Here is a 13,254-nt window from a genome sequence, read left to right as displayed (position 1 = left end):
CACTTTCCGGTATAGAAAGCATTACTCTAATAACGCTATAATTGTGTCGAAGATTTTTACAATAGCCATAGTTCGATACCTTTAAGCGGTAATAAACCAATGATCTTGAGCCACTTTTTAAAATGGAATGATTATTGCATTTTTTCTTTTGAAACAACGCAGTACAGTAGTAGAAAATGAAAAGACAGAACAGAAAAACGTGGTCAGCCCTGATAGCCATTATGATGCTCGGGTTTGGTTTATTCACTGTTACGGCCCCTGTGAATGCGGCCATTATTAAAACCGATATCGTCATGCTGGTGGACGAAAGTGGCTCTATGAGTAGTATCCGCAATAACCTTCGGGACAGCATTGGGACGTTTGCTGGCATCCTGCAAAATGGTGGATTGGACGTACAGTTTGCGTTGATCGGATATGGCTTTGCCGGAGACAGTATCCGCCTTATTTCAGATTTTGTGGATGCGACAGGCTTTGCCAGCGCCATGTCAGGCATTACTCCGATTGGTGCCAATGAGCCTGCTTACGATGCAACCGCTTATGCGCTGGAAGCATTGCCATCTGAACAACCGAATTTAAGTTACCGTGATGATGCTGTAAAAAACCTAATTTTGTTTGCCGATGAAGCAAGCAATGGTGATGGCTTTTACAACGCAGGCTCATTGGATTCTGTGTTAAAAAACAATTCGGCATTATTTAATGTGGTTCTGGGCGGTGAGTTTAGTGAATTAATTGATTTAGCTTTGAACAATGGCGGTAACAGCTTTGACCTGAATGAGCTGAACACGCCCAATCAGAGTGATATTGAAAACTTTGTGACCAATTTTGCCGAGGTGAAATTGCAGGAAACACTGGATTTTTGTGAAGCAAACCCGGATCATCCGGCCTGCACAGACAGTGAACCTGTTCCCGCACCTGCCGGCATTACCTTATTTGCCCTTGGTCTTTTGCTGCTGTCACGCAAGAAGTTTAGCTAAACAAGGCAAGTTTAGCGGGGTGTATCCGGCAGGAAAAGTCAGATACCTGCCGGGTGAGTTCAAATCGCCAATCTTATTAGCGGCAACAAATGGAACGTTTTACCGCGTTAGTTGAGTTATGAAAAAATCATCATTTATGGCAGGTGTCGGCAGGACGCTTGCGTTAGGATTGCTATTCCTTCCTGCAGCCTGTAGTAGTACGGATACCGCGAATAACAACAGTATCGAAGTTTTAGACGAGTTTGTTTTAGAAGAGCAGTTGGGGGAAACCTCGGGCTTATTTTGTGATGCGAACCACAGTTACACGATAAATGATTCAGGTAACAGCCCGGATTTATTTACCCTCGACGCTACCGGTAAGATTGTCAAAAGCCAGCTACTGTCCCCCCAAAATACAGATTGGGAGTCGATAACAGGGGACAGCGATTATTTCTATATTGGTGATTTTGGCAATAACGCCGGCAAACGGAGCGACCTGGTAGTCCTTAAAGTCAATAGGTCAGATCCGAGCGATATCCGCCCGTTGGCATTTACTTACGACAATTATGACGTTGCTAAAAACGCGTACTATGCACACGATTACGATGCCGAAGCCATGGTTTCACAGGGCAACCATCTGGTGTTGTTCTCAAAAAGCTGGCTTACCCGGGTCGTTAAGGTTTATCGTCTCAATAAACATCAAGCGGACCAGTTGTTAACACCGGTTGCTGAAGTATCAGGCCTACCCGGAGTGGTCACTGGCGCCGATTTTGACGCGCACAAAAACCGTTATGTGATCGTTGGCTATACCAGTAATGCACTGGGCATGTTTAAGCCCTTTATTGCTACCCTGTCGGCCGATTTTGATTTAATCAGTACTTATAAGCTTTCAGGTTATGGACAGGTGGAAGGATTGTGTGTTCGGGAAAACAATACGATTTGGCTGACGCAGGAAAGTTCGCCGTTGAGTGCTGCTAAACTTATAAAAGTGAAGTTACCCGGGTAATCCGATTTCGAAAACAAAAAGGCCAGCTGCGCAGCTGGCCTTTGTATTATTAACCGCAATGGTTATTTATCTTGCTCTGATGTTACCGGAAAGCCACGGTCACGCATCAGCGCTTCAACGTTAGCATCCCGGCCACGGAACAGTCGATAAGCTTCCGTCGGATCCATAGCATTACGAACCGAGAACAGGTATTTGACCAGTTTGGCTGATACCTCTTCATCGTAGAAGCCGCCGGGGGCTGCCTCAAAGGCCTCTGCTGCATCTGCAGTTAATACCTCGGCCCACATATAACCGTAATAGCCCGCTGAATAGCCTTCGCCGGAGAAAACATGGCCGAAGTGAGGCGTACGGTGACGCATCACAATTTCTTCAGGCATGCCCAGTGCTTTTAATTGCTCACGCTCAAAGCTGTCTGGATCTATATTGGCTGGATCAGTCGTGTGATAAAGCAGATCCATAATGGCAGATGCCATATATTCGGTGGTTTTGAATCCTTCATTAAACGTTGATGCTTTTTTGATTTTGGCAATCAGACTATCCGGAATGGGCTCACCGGTTTCATAATGTACCAGATACTGATCAATCACTTCGTCGGTGGTCAGCCAGCGTTCCAGGAGTTGCGACTGAAACTCTGTGTAATCTCTTACACCTGAGTGAGAAGTCGGGTACTTAACATCGGCCGAAAGGAAGTGCAGCGCGTGTCCGAATTCATGGAAATAGGTTTCAGCGTCATCCCAGGAAATCAGCGTCGGCTCACCTTCCGGTCCTTTTACAAAGTTAGAGTTGTTTGAGGACAGCACATTCTTATCGCCATCGAAGGTGGTATGACGGCGGTACGTGGTCGCCCAGGCGCCAGAGCGCTTACCCTGACGTGCAAAAGGATCCAGATACCATAAACCAACCAGTTCACCAGAATCCTTATCCGCCACTTCCCATACTTTTACATCGGGGTGGAATACTGGAACGGTGCCGGCCGGTACCGGTGTAAATTCAAAATTGAACAGGCGGCCGGCCACGTAAAACATGGCTTCGCGAAGTTTATCGAGTTGCAGGTATTGTTTTACCTCGTTGGAGTCGAGGTCGTATTTGTCCAGACGAACCTTTTCGGCGTAAAAACGATAATCCCATGGCTTAATTGTAATCTGTGCACCTTCGGCATCTGCAACGGCCTGCATGTCGGCGACTTCTTCTTCAACCCGAGCCAGCGCCGCTGGCCAGACCTTCATCATCAGCGCCATGGCATTTTCAGGATTTTTCGCCATGCGATCTTCAAGGCGCCATTGGGCATAGTTATCGTAACCGAGCAGTTGTACCCGTTCATGGCGCAGAGTCAGAATTTGTTTGATGATGTCATTGTTATCAAATTCATCACCGTTATCGCCACGGTCGTAATAGGTGCGCCATACTTTTTCACGCAAATCCCGCTGGGTTGAATAGGTCAGGAAAGGGTCCATCGATGAACGGGTATTGGTAATGGCGTACATGCCTTCCTTACCACGTTCTGCAGCGGCTGCGGCAGCTGCTTTTACAAAGCTATCTGGTAAACCGTCGAGTTGCTCTGCGGTAATATAGGTTACGTAATTTTCTTCATCTGCCAATACGTTATTCGAGAAACGGGTATGCAAGCTTGCCAGTTCTTTGTTGATCTCGGCGTATCGTGCTTTTGCTTCGCCTTCAAGGGTCGCACCATTACGCGCAAAGCTGTTGTAGATTAGCCAGGTAATACGCTGCTCTTCGTCAGTAAGAGACTGTAGTTCGTCACTTTCATAGACCGACTTTATACGTTCGAAAAGCTTGGTGTTCTGATTGATTTTGGAGCGGTAAGCTGACAGTTTTGGTGATAATTCCCGTTGTAGTTCGCGAAACGCCGGGCTGGATACATTTGAGCTCCAGATTCCATAATAGGTATACACGCGGCCAATGGTGTCACCCGCTTTCTCGTACGCCACGATAGTATTGGCAAAATCAGGCGCATCGGGGTTATTGGCGATGGCATCAATTTCAGCCAGGTGTTCAGCCATAGCTGCTTCCATAGCGGGCATAAGGTCGCTCAGATGCATATCTTCAAATGCCGGAACGCCACCATAGGGGCCTTTAAAAGGTTGCAGCAGCGTGTTTTCTACCGTTTGGTTTGCCGTTTCGGCCGCACTTGAAGCGGTAGTCTCGCTGGTCGATGGTGCGTCAGAGCAGCCAGCCAGTGTCAGTACGATGGCGGTGGCAGTTAGCGTCTTCTTTATTGTAAGCATAGAGTTCCTGTCATCTTTTATTATTGAGTTATAAATAGTGCACTTTGCCTTTCAAGTGTGCAACTGGCAGACGTTGCCTGAGCCCTGCCAGCGACAAAGGACTAGGCGAATACCACAGTTTTGTTGTGGTGAATGATAACCCGGTCTTCGAGGTGGTTACGTACGCCTGTAGCCAGCGCATTCACTTCACAGTCTTTACCTTTACGCACCATGTCGGCAACCGTATCACTATGGCTGATGCGTTTTACACTTTGCTCAATAATCGGGCCTTCATCAAGGTCACGGGTGACGTAGTGGCAGGTTGCACCAATAAGCTTCACGCCGCGGTCGTAGGCTTGCTGATAGGGCTTGGCTCCGGCAAAGGAGGGCAGAAAGCTGTGATGGATATTAATCGCTCTGCCGGCCAGCTTTGAGCACAGGGTGTCAGGCAGGATCTGCATAAAACGCGCGAGTACCGTAAGGTCGATGGCATATTCATCGAGCAATACCTCAATTTGTTTAAACGCGCTTTCTTTCCCCAGGGACTTAAAGTCTACCCAGTGAAAAGGCACCTTGTACCAGTCGGCAAATTGTTTCATTTGCGGGTGGTTACCTATGATGCAGGGAATATCGCAATGTAATTCGCCGGTGTGCCAGCGATGTAAAATATCCACCAGACAATGGGATTCAACACTGCTGAGTAGCGCTACTCGCTGGCGCTTGGACGAATCCGTCACTTTCCACTGCATCTGGAATTCATTCGCCAGCGGGGTAAACTCTTCAATAAAACGCTCATAAGAGAGCGTTAATGAGTCGGTACTGATTTCATGGCGCATAAAAAACCGACCGGTCTGAACGTCGGTATGATGGCTGGCTTCGAGGATTGACGCATCATGGTCAGCCAGAAATTGGGATACGCGTGCAACCAGGCCAACCTGGTCGGGGCAATCGATAATAAGTCTGAAAGTTTGGTGCATGTTACTGGTGTTCTCTAAAGTGATGTGTCTTTTTACCGAGCAGCGACAGTGCTGTAAAGAGGCAAAGGTTAAAAATTCCCGCGCAGTAATTTTTCGCGTACTGAATGGTTGTTGCGCAGCGGCCAACTTTGGCAGATGGGGTATGTTACACCAGATTGAGTAGAGACCGATTCAAATAAATGGAACTGATTAAACTGACAGGTAACTGACGGCAGAAAAAGCGGAGTTGGAAAGTCAGCTTTGACGTTGCGAATCAGCGTAACATGCGGCTGATAGTCGCGTTTTTCTACATTTATGTCTGTTTGGCGTGCCGCGGTGGATACTTTCGCGGCCAACTGCTGCAAGGGTTCAGGAACAACGACTGGACTCACGAAGAAAATTTTCGGGCCCGACCAGAACCCCGTATTATCCAATGTGAGTTCGAAAGGTTGAGAGGTTACCTCAGCGAGCAATCCGGAGACAGTCTCTAACTGCCGCGGTGTAATAGAGCCTAAAAAACACAGGGTAATATGAAAATTAGCGGCGGGCACCGGGCGCGGCTGGCGAGCAGGCGCTTTGCTATTCAGTGGCATTTTTAAACGCGGTAGCTCAGGCAGGCTCTTTTCCCGCCAGCCGTCCAGCGCCAGTTTGTTTGCCGGAGACAAATCCAATCCAATAAAATAACGCATATTACTTTCAGGCCTGATAAGCTAGATTGATCGCTATGTTGGCAGTTTATAAACCCCAGGACAAGACTGGTTTATGTCTTAAGTGGCTATGGATATACTGCCTGTTTGCACTCAGTGTCGTGTATATAAGTAAAGAACAACTATTCTTTCGTCTGTTGCTGAAGTTATTTCCATGTCTAACACATTACCTGTAGAGAGCATCATCCCCGATTTACTGGCGGCCCTGGATACCGCAGATGTGCTGTTAAGCGCACCGCCGGGAGCCGGTAAGTCTACTGCCATTCCATTAGCCTTATTGCGCGCGACGTCAGCCAGAATATTGTTGCTTCAGCCGCGCCGGGTGGTGGTTAAGCAACTGGCGTCTTACCTTGCTCGTCAGTTAGGTGAGGAAGTCGGAGAGACCGTCGGCTATCGTATTCGTGGCGAGCACAACAGCACGGCTGCCACCCGGCTTGAAATAATCACCGAAGGGATCCTCACCCGCCGATTGCAACAGGACCCGGAACTTACAAATGTAGATATTGTTTTATTTGATGAATTCCATGAGCGTAGCTTACACAGTGACTTTAGTCTGGCGTTGGCAACTGAGGTACGGCAAAACCTGCGTGACGACCTACGGCTGGTGGTGATGTCGGCGACCCTGGATGTCAGTCCCTTGCGCCAGTTACTGCCAGAAGCTGCGGTATTATCCAGCCAGGGACGTCGGTTCGACGTTGAAGAAGTGTATGCGGGCGAATGCCATATATCACAACTAAGCCAGCGTATTACAGCCCTTATCGCAGAGGTGCTAGCGAAAGAAAGTGGTGATGTGCTGGTATTCTTGCCGACCGTAAAACATATCAATCAGGTACAGGCTTCGCTGTCTGGTGTAGAGGCTAAGGGAGTGGCAGTTCTTCCCCTTCATGGCGCTCTGCCGTTGCAGCAACAGCAACTGGCTCTTAAACCCCATGTAGAGGGGATGAGAAAGGTTATACTCGCTACCAACATTGCAGAAACCAGTTTAACCATTGAAGGCATTAGTCTTGTGGTAGACAGTGGGCGTGAGCAGGTCGCTCAGTATCACCCGACGACAGGCATGACCGAGCTGTCATTGAAGATGATTTCACAGGCCTCCGCCGAGCAGCGTAAAGGCCGGGCAGGCAGGGTGCAGGAAGGCATCTGTTACCGACTCTGGAGCAAAGAAGCCCACAGTCGGTTGGCAGAGTTCTCGCTTCCAGCCATTCGGACCGAGGATATAACGCCGCTGGTTCTGCATAGTGCCGACTGGGGAACATCCCTGGAGGCCTTGCCAATGCTGGATCACCCAAGCGATGCACAACTGAATGCCGCTAACCAGGTGTTGCAGGAATTGTGTTTGCTGGAAGCTCAGGGGCGGATTACCCCACTTGGCAAAGAGAGTCTCAAGCTGCCAGTTGAGCCGAAATTTGCCAGTATGCTCCTGCAGCTTAAAGAGGAATCAGAGCTTACCGATGATCCGACTCTGCTGATGGCCGGTTGTGTGGTGACAGCCTTAGCAGAGGAGTCGCCAAAAACCGAGCACTGGATTATCAGTGATGTCATTCGCTCTTTACCTGTTGCGCTCAAGCAATCGGTTAGCCGTCAGGCTGCGCGCTATGCACGTTTACTGGGCTGCACTGCCAGAGTTGAGGATATATCGCATGTTTCCGAGCAGAACCTTGGGCTTGCCGTTAGCCTGGCGCGGCCAGGATGGATTGCCAGAGCGCGAAATTTACAGGAGTACAAGCTGGCTATGGGAACCGGTGCGGAACTAACTCAGCCGGCAAACACAGAACACACCTGGCTGGCGGTATTGTCTGGTCAGCGAAAAGGCGCAAACCTGCTTATTCGTTTAGCGCAGCCTATTGAAGAGCCGCTTCTTCAGGAGCACTTTGCGGATTCTGTTTCGTTACAGCAGGTTGCCTTTTATGACGCCGAAAGCGACATAATTAAGGCCGAAGAGCGGCGTTACTTTAAGCAAATTTTGCTGTCTCGCAAGCCGATGGCTAAGCTGGGCGAAGTGCAGCGAATTCAGTGCTGGCAAGACTGGTTAGGCGGTAAAAACATTAAAGACTGGCCATTCTTCAACGAGCTTGGAGAGACGCTCAACCGCTTCAGCATGGCCAAAACGCTGAATCTCAGAGTGGGGGCCGACGGTGATGACTCCTGGCCGACTCTTACCGCAAATGGGTTGCTTGAACAGGAGGCTGTACAATCTGTATTGGGGAGGTGTGCATCACTTAATCAACTGCAAAATGCGCATTGGGCCGATGTGTTGCTACAAATTCTGACATGGCCACAACGTCAGGCCATTGAGCAACAGTTACCTACCAGCATAAAAGTGCCAAGTGGTTCGGTTCGTCGGCTTCGCTACGAAAGTGACTCACGGGTTGTGCTTTCGGCAAAAATGCAGGAAATGTACGGCAGTTCCGCCCCCGTTACCATTGGCCAGGGGCGTCAGACGGTGACTGTTGAATTATTATCACCAGCCGGCCGACCAGTTCAAACGACTAATGATTTGCCGCGCTTCTGGCAGGGTAGCTATACCGATGTCAGAAAAGACATGAAAGGCCGTTATCCCAAACATTACTGGCCTGAAGATCCGACCACTGCCACGCCTTCTGTTAAAACAACGAAGAATAAGTAACTGAATACTATTATTAAAATGTCATATAGACCGAATAGGCTATTGACTTGGACAATAGTTTATAGACCAACGTCTGATTTTCACAGTGGAATATTCAGGCTATAGATGATTATATAGTAATCAGTTGTACGTTGAGCAATATCAAACAAGAAGGAAATAGCATGAGCAGAGTAGCACTCGTTACAGGTGGAACACGCGGTATTGGTGAAGCAATCTGTACGACACTGAAGAATGCGGGTTATACCGTAGTGGCTAACTATGGTGGAAATGATCAGGCAGCAAAGGAATTTACCGAGCGAACCGGTATTGTTGCAATGAAGTTTGACGTGTCAGATTTTGAAAAAACCAAAGCTGCGATAGAACAAATTGAATCAGATTTCGGCCCGGTAGATGTGTTAATTAATAACGCGGGTATTACCCGTGATGGTACTATGCACCGAATGACCTTTGAGCAGTGGGACGCGGTAATTCAAACTAACCTGGCATCTTGCTTTAACACTTGCCGGGCAGTGATTGAAGGCATGCGTGAACGGTCATTTGGACGAATTGTAAACATTGGTTCAATCAATGGCCAGGCGGGTCAGTATGGTCAGGTGAACTATGCGGCTGCAAAATCGGGGATCCACGGCTTTACTAAAGCGCTGGCGCAGGAAGGCGCAGCAAAAGGCATTACGGTAAATGCTATTGCTCCCGGTTATATCGATACAGACATGGTACGCGCAGTACCGGAAGATGTACTGAAGAAAATCGTTGCGAGAATCCCGGTAGGCCGTTTAGGTAAGCCAGAAGATATCGCCGACGGTGTGTTGTTCCTGATTAAGGATGAGTCGAGTTTTATCACTGGCTCAACGCTGTCTATTAACGGTGGCCAGCACATGTATTAACCCAAAAAGCCGGGCATGCCGCTGAAAAGGCTTGCCCGGCTTTTTAATGTCTGAGAATTAAGAGGTGGGCGTTACTTTAATACCCAATGCCTGCATGACAGCCAACGATGGAAAACCATCGGCAATCATATTATTACGGCGCTGAAATACGCGGATCCCCTCGCGGGTAGCGGGGCCCAAAATACCGTCTGCACCACCAACATCAATCCCTTTTTGATTGAGCTGTTCCTGCATGGCTTTGATATCGTCGCGACGATAATTAGGCAAAGGGGGCAGGGAGGCAACCAGTTCACTATCACCGGCAATTCTGTCTGCCAGTCGGCCTACTGCGATGGCGTAAAACTCCGAATTGTTCCAGCGCATGATCACTCTGAAATTAGGATATGCGAGAAAGGTTGGCCCTTCATGACCGGCAGGCATGACTATGTAGGCATTCATATCACTGTTACCCAGTGCATCACCGTTGGCACGGGTGACCCCGAGTGCGTTCCAGTCAGTAACGGTGCGGCGTTTGGCATAGCCCAGCAATGAGTAATCAAAATCGCCAGGCAGTTTTACTTCTCTGCCCCAGCGAAATCCGGGTTGCCAGCCTAGCTGGGAAAGAAAGTTGGCGGCTGATGTTAACGCATCTGCTTCGCTATTCCAGAGATTAATTTGTCCATCACCGTCGCCGTCAATGGCATAGTTGGCATAGGCTGACGGCATAAACTGGGTGTGACCCATGGCACCCGCCCAGGACCCTACCATTTTTTCCTGCTCTAAAGACTGCTCTTCCAACAGCTTTACGGCAGTGAGTAATTCGCGGGTGAAAAAGGTGCTGCGCCGGGGATCACAGGCCAGGGTTGCCAGAGAATCCAGCACCGGCATTTTCCCTTTGTAGCCCCCGAAATTCGTTTCCAGGCCCCAAAACGCCAATAAGTACTGAGCAGGAATACCGTACTGTTTTACCAAATCCTGCAACAGCGCTTTGTGTTCACCGGCAAGTTCACGACCTTTGTTGATTCGCCAGTCATTGACCCGCTTGCTGAAGTAACCAGGAAACGTTTGCACAAACTCCGGCTGACTGCGATCAAGCTCAATGACTCTGGGCTGATATTTAATATTGGCAAATACCTGTTCGGCTATTGCTGGTGTGATACCAGCTTCTAAAGCTGATTGCTGCAGGCTTTGTTTGCAGATGTTGAAGGCCTGTACCGGATCGGCGTTCGCTGAAGACTGTTCATCGTTATTTTGCTGGGCGAAAACTGCTGGCTGAAAGCTCAGCATTGCTGCGGACAGCATGAAACAGGAGGTTAATAGTGGGAACAAACGCTGGCGTTTAGCGGGTGTGCAGCGGTGAACAAAGCGCATAGAAATCTCCCTGAAATTAAGAGCACCCATGCTAACCTAAGTTGCCAGCATGGGCGAGATAACGTCAGGCAAATTTATGAATAAAATCGGTGATCAACGGACGAATATGTTTGCGGAACTGCGAACCACTAAAAATACCGTAGTGACCGGCACCTTGCTGAACGTGGTGTTTGCGCTTGGACTTTGGAATGCTTTTGCATAAATGCTGGGCTGCTTCCGTTTGACCAAGACCGCAAATATCGTCATTAGCGCCTTCAACTGTCAGCAGCGGCGTATTGTCGATGGCTTCGAAGTTTACCGGCTGACCTTTATAGGTGATCGCCCCGCGAGCCACTTCATTATTTTTGAATACCCGCTCGATGGTCTCCAGATAAAACTCCGCCGGCATATCCAGTACCGCCAGATATTCGTCATAAAACGCCCGGAAGCGGTCTGCATCTTCTTCTTCACCCATAAACAGGTTTTGGTAGAAGTCGATATATTTTTGCATGTGCGACTTATGGTTCATGCTAATAAAACCACCGAGCTGCATAAAGCCAGGGTAAACCTTGCGGCCTTCGCCCGGGTAACCATGAGGTACGCTCATGATGGCCACATTACGAAACCAGGACATCGGATGTTTTCTAGAAAACTCGTTTACCCTGGTGGGATTTTTACTGGTATCGATAGGGCCCGCCATCAGTGTGAGTGAATGAGGCGTGGCCGGGCTTTTTTGTTCAGCCAATACTGCTGTCGCAATCAGTGCCTGCACGGTGGGCTGGCAAATGGCAATCAGGTGGGTATTAGGACCCAGATATTCCATGAAGTTAATCAGGTATTCAACATAACAGTCAAAGCTGAACGGGCCCTCGTCTAAGGGGACCTCGCGGGCATCAGCCCAGTCGGTAATATACACTTCATGGTCAGGCAACAGTGCTTCTACTGTGCCTTTAAGTAACGTAGCAAAGTGGCCGGAGAGTGGTGCTACAAGCAATACTTTATGAGCGTCGTGCACACCTACGCGATTAAAGTGAATTAAATCGCAAAAAGGTTTGGATAATGCGACTTCTTCCTTAACGGCGTGGTATTTGCCATTAATGGTGATCTCGTCAATATTAAAGCCAACTTTCTCATAACGGCGGGTTAGCCGCATGGCGGTCTCGAGACTCGCCCGGCTGACACGGCCTGGAATAGTATGGGAAAATGGGTTCGACGGGTGGCTGGCAATATCGTTTAGCAGACTAAACCCTTCATGCATGATTTGCGCACCGCGAGCCATGTAGTCGTATGCTTGGTAATTCATTGTTTCACTCCCGGAGGTACTACTTTTTGAGTGATGAGTGGACCCGAATAAATTGCCTTGGTTCCACAAATTTCAAAAAATTGTAATACAAATATCAAAAAAGGGCCATTAAGTATAACAGCCCTTTTTCTGGGCCCGCATAACACTTTTGTGCAATTTTAAGAGCAAGTGTTGCGGGCATTTTTAGCCTGGCGGAGTCTTACTTAGCAGTGAACTTAGTAGTGAACTCTTCGCTCATGCCTTTCATCATTTCGCCCGCTTTTTGCTGGGTTTCAGTGATCAGCGTGTAGCTGCTTTTAGCAGACTCAGTCATTTTTTCCTGCAGGCTTTCTAAATACGCTTTCTGCGCTTCAGCAAGGCTCATCAGGTCTTTTTGCTGGCTGGCAGTCTCAACAAAAGACATACCATCAGACATCAGGGTAGAGAACAGAGAATTTTGCTTTTCAGCTAATTCCTGCATGGTGTTCATGTTCAAAGTCGCAAGTTCAGTTACAGGCTTCATTGCAGTTTGAAATTTTTCAGTCATTTGCTCTAGCATTAGTCTCTCCTTAAAGAGTCGTTAATTAATTGGTTGATTTGGTTTCGGCCGCTTTAGTTGCTGGCTTTTTAGCTGTCGAAGTTGTTCTACGCGTACGCGTGGTTTTCTTTGCAGCAGACTTAGCTGCCGGCTTTGCCTCGGCTTCAGCTGGCTTTGCTGCTGTGGCTTCCTTTGCCGGGGCTGGCTCCTCTTTGGGGGCTGGCGCCGGTGTTGGTTCTGCCTTTGCTGCAGGCTTAGGCGCTGCCTTCTTGGCAGGCGCTTTTACCGGTGCGGCCGCCTTAGCTGCTGGTTTCTCAACAGCCTTGGTGACTTCTTTAGTAACTTCCGTGGCAACTTCAGCACCATCTTCGATTGATGATTTCACGACATCTTTCATATCAGCCTGTAAATGGCTCAATGTCGAGTAAGCGCCTTTAGATGCAACAGCCAAACGATCGCGCATGGCTTCAGCAAATTCAGAATTGGCGGCAAAAACGCCTTTCGCTTCGGTTTGTACTGACACGGTTTCGAGATATTTCACGCCGTCACTTAACAAACCGGTAAACAGCTCAGTTTGATTTTGCGATAAGTCTTCCAGCATTTTTGCATTCACGGCCATCCATGAATTTACTGGCTTTGAAGACTTCTTAAGTTGCTCTGAAAATTTGCCAAACATATAACACTCCCGTTCGAAGTTTATACTTGCTGCGTTGCAGCATTCGTTGGTTATATATTAGACAGTAGAGGC

11 protein-coding genes are annotated in these 13,254 nt (G+C 48.5%); 4 read left to right on the top strand and 7 right to left on the bottom strand.

Annotation, left to right across the window (positions count from 1 at the left end):
• Window positions 1-176 precede the first annotated feature (176 nt).
• Together AC2T0J_RS05365 and AC2T0J_RS05360 are read left to right on the top strand one after the other, a co-directional pair.
• Window positions 177-974 (top strand): vWA domain-containing protein, encoded by a 798-nt coding sequence (locus AC2T0J_RS05365; RefSeq protein WP_489809129.1) that lies wholly within the window; start codon window positions 177-179, stop codon window positions 972-974.
• 118 nt (window positions 975-1,092) lie between these two features.
• A complete protein-coding gene (locus AC2T0J_RS05360; RefSeq protein WP_489809128.1) occupies window positions 1,093-1,959 on the top strand; it encodes a hypothetical protein in 867 nt (288 codons plus the stop codon).
• 62 nt (window positions 1,960-2,021) lie between these two features.
• Here AC2T0J_RS05360 and AC2T0J_RS05355 read toward each other — a convergent pair whose 3' ends face one another.
• From AC2T0J_RS05355 to thpR, 3 genes are all read right to left on the bottom strand, one after another.
• On the bottom strand, window positions 2,022-4,205 hold the full coding sequence (locus AC2T0J_RS05355) for a M3 family metallopeptidase (protein ID WP_489809127.1): 2,184 nt from the start codon (window positions 4,203-4,205) through the stop codon (window positions 2,022-2,024).
• A 101-nt stretch (window positions 4,206-4,306) separates the two neighbouring features.
• Entirely contained in the window at window positions 4,307-5,161 is an 855-nt protein-coding gene (purU, locus tag AC2T0J_RS05350) for a formyltetrahydrofolate deformylase (protein ID WP_489809126.1), read from the bottom strand.
• A gap of 68 nt (window positions 5,162-5,229) precedes the next feature.
• Window positions 5,230-5,829, bottom strand: a complete 600-nt coding sequence (gene thpR, locus AC2T0J_RS05345; RefSeq protein WP_489809125.1) for an RNA 2',3'-cyclic phosphodiesterase — start codon at window positions 5,827-5,829, stop codon at window positions 5,230-5,232.
• Window positions 5,830-6,001: 172 nt separating this feature from the next.
• Between thpR and hrpB the strand changes: the two genes are divergently transcribed.
• Both hrpB and phbB read left to right on the top strand, forming a co-directional pair.
• On the top strand, window positions 6,002-8,473 hold the full coding sequence (gene hrpB / locus AC2T0J_RS05340) for an ATP-dependent helicase HrpB (RefSeq protein ID WP_489809124.1): 2,472 nt from the start codon (window positions 6,002-6,004) through the stop codon (window positions 8,471-8,473).
• A 161-nt stretch (window positions 8,474-8,634) separates the two neighbouring features.
• Window positions 8,635-9,357, top strand: coding sequence for an acetoacetyl-CoA reductase (gene phbB, locus AC2T0J_RS05335; protein ID WP_489809123.1), 723 nt, complete (start codon window positions 8,635-8,637; stop codon window positions 9,355-9,357).
• A 57-nt stretch (window positions 9,358-9,414) separates the two neighbouring features.
• On the opposite strand, the gene AC2T0J_RS05330 is transcribed toward phbB, so the two are convergent.
• From AC2T0J_RS05330 to AC2T0J_RS05315, 4 genes are all read right to left on the bottom strand, one after another.
• Window positions 9,415-10,707: a lytic murein transglycosylase gene (locus AC2T0J_RS05330; protein ID WP_489809122.1), complete on the bottom strand. Its 1,293-nt coding sequence runs from the start codon at window positions 10,705-10,707 to the stop codon at window positions 9,415-9,417.
• A gap of 64 nt (window positions 10,708-10,771) precedes the next feature.
• Window positions 10,772-11,989: a polyhydroxyalkanoate depolymerase gene (locus AC2T0J_RS05325; RefSeq protein ID WP_489809121.1), complete on the bottom strand. Its 1,218-nt coding sequence runs from the start codon at window positions 11,987-11,989 to the stop codon at window positions 10,772-10,774.
• 199 nt (window positions 11,990-12,188) lie between these two features.
• Window positions 12,189-12,527 (bottom strand): phasin family protein, encoded by a 339-nt coding sequence (locus tag AC2T0J_RS05320; RefSeq protein WP_489809120.1) that lies wholly within the window; start codon window positions 12,525-12,527, stop codon window positions 12,189-12,191.
• A gap of 25 nt (window positions 12,528-12,552) precedes the next feature.
• On the bottom strand, window positions 12,553-13,182 hold the full coding sequence (locus AC2T0J_RS05315) for a phasin family protein (protein WP_489809119.1): 630 nt from the start codon (window positions 13,180-13,182) through the stop codon (window positions 12,553-12,555).
• Window positions 13,183-13,254: the final 72 nt, after the last annotated feature.

The sequence above is a fragment of the Alteromonas sp. ISO5 genome (genome assembly GCF_058105165.1).
Note: the sequence above shows the minus strand (reverse complement) of the source record. Positions and strands in the feature narration are given on the sequence as shown.

Excerpts from the sequence above, each read along its gene's own strand:
- AC2T0J_RS05315 (WP_489809119.1), bottom strand. The coding sequence starts at position 13,182 with ATGTTTGGCAAATTTTCAGAGCAACTTAAGAAGTCTTCAAAGCCAGTA.
- AC2T0J_RS05360 (WP_489809128.1), top strand. The coding sequence starts at position 1,093 with ATGAAAAAATCATCATTTATGGCAGGTGTCGGCAGGACGCTTGCGTTA.
- AC2T0J_RS05330 (WP_489809122.1), bottom strand. The coding sequence starts at position 10,707 with ATGCGCTTTGTTCACCGCTGCACACCCGCTAAACGCCAGCGTTTGTTC.
- AC2T0J_RS05365 (WP_489809129.1), top strand. The coding sequence starts at position 177 with ATGAAAAGACAGAACAGAAAAACGTGGTCAGCCCTGATAGCCATTATG.
- hrpB (WP_489809124.1), top strand. The coding sequence starts at position 6,002 with ATGTCTAACACATTACCTGTAGAGAGCATCATCCCCGATTTACTGGCG.
- purU (WP_489809126.1), bottom strand. The coding sequence starts at position 5,161 with ATGCACCAAACTTTCAGACTTATTATCGATTGCCCCGACCAGGTTGGC.
- AC2T0J_RS05325 (WP_489809121.1), bottom strand. The coding sequence starts at position 11,989 with ATGAATTACCAAGCATACGACTACATGGCTCGCGGTGCGCAAATCATG.
- AC2T0J_RS05355 (WP_489809127.1), bottom strand. The coding sequence starts at position 4,205 with ATGCTTACAATAAAGAAGACGCTAACTGCCACCGCCATCGTACTGACA.
- phbB (WP_489809123.1), top strand. The coding sequence starts at position 8,635 with ATGAGCAGAGTAGCACTCGTTACAGGTGGAACACGCGGTATTGGTGAA.
- AC2T0J_RS05320 (WP_489809120.1), bottom strand. The coding sequence starts at position 12,527 with ATGCTAGAGCAAATGACTGAAAAATTTCAAACTGCAATGAAGCCTGTA.
- thpR (WP_489809125.1), bottom strand. The coding sequence starts at position 5,829 with ATGCGTTATTTTATTGGATTGGATTTGTCTCCGGCAAACAAACTGGCG.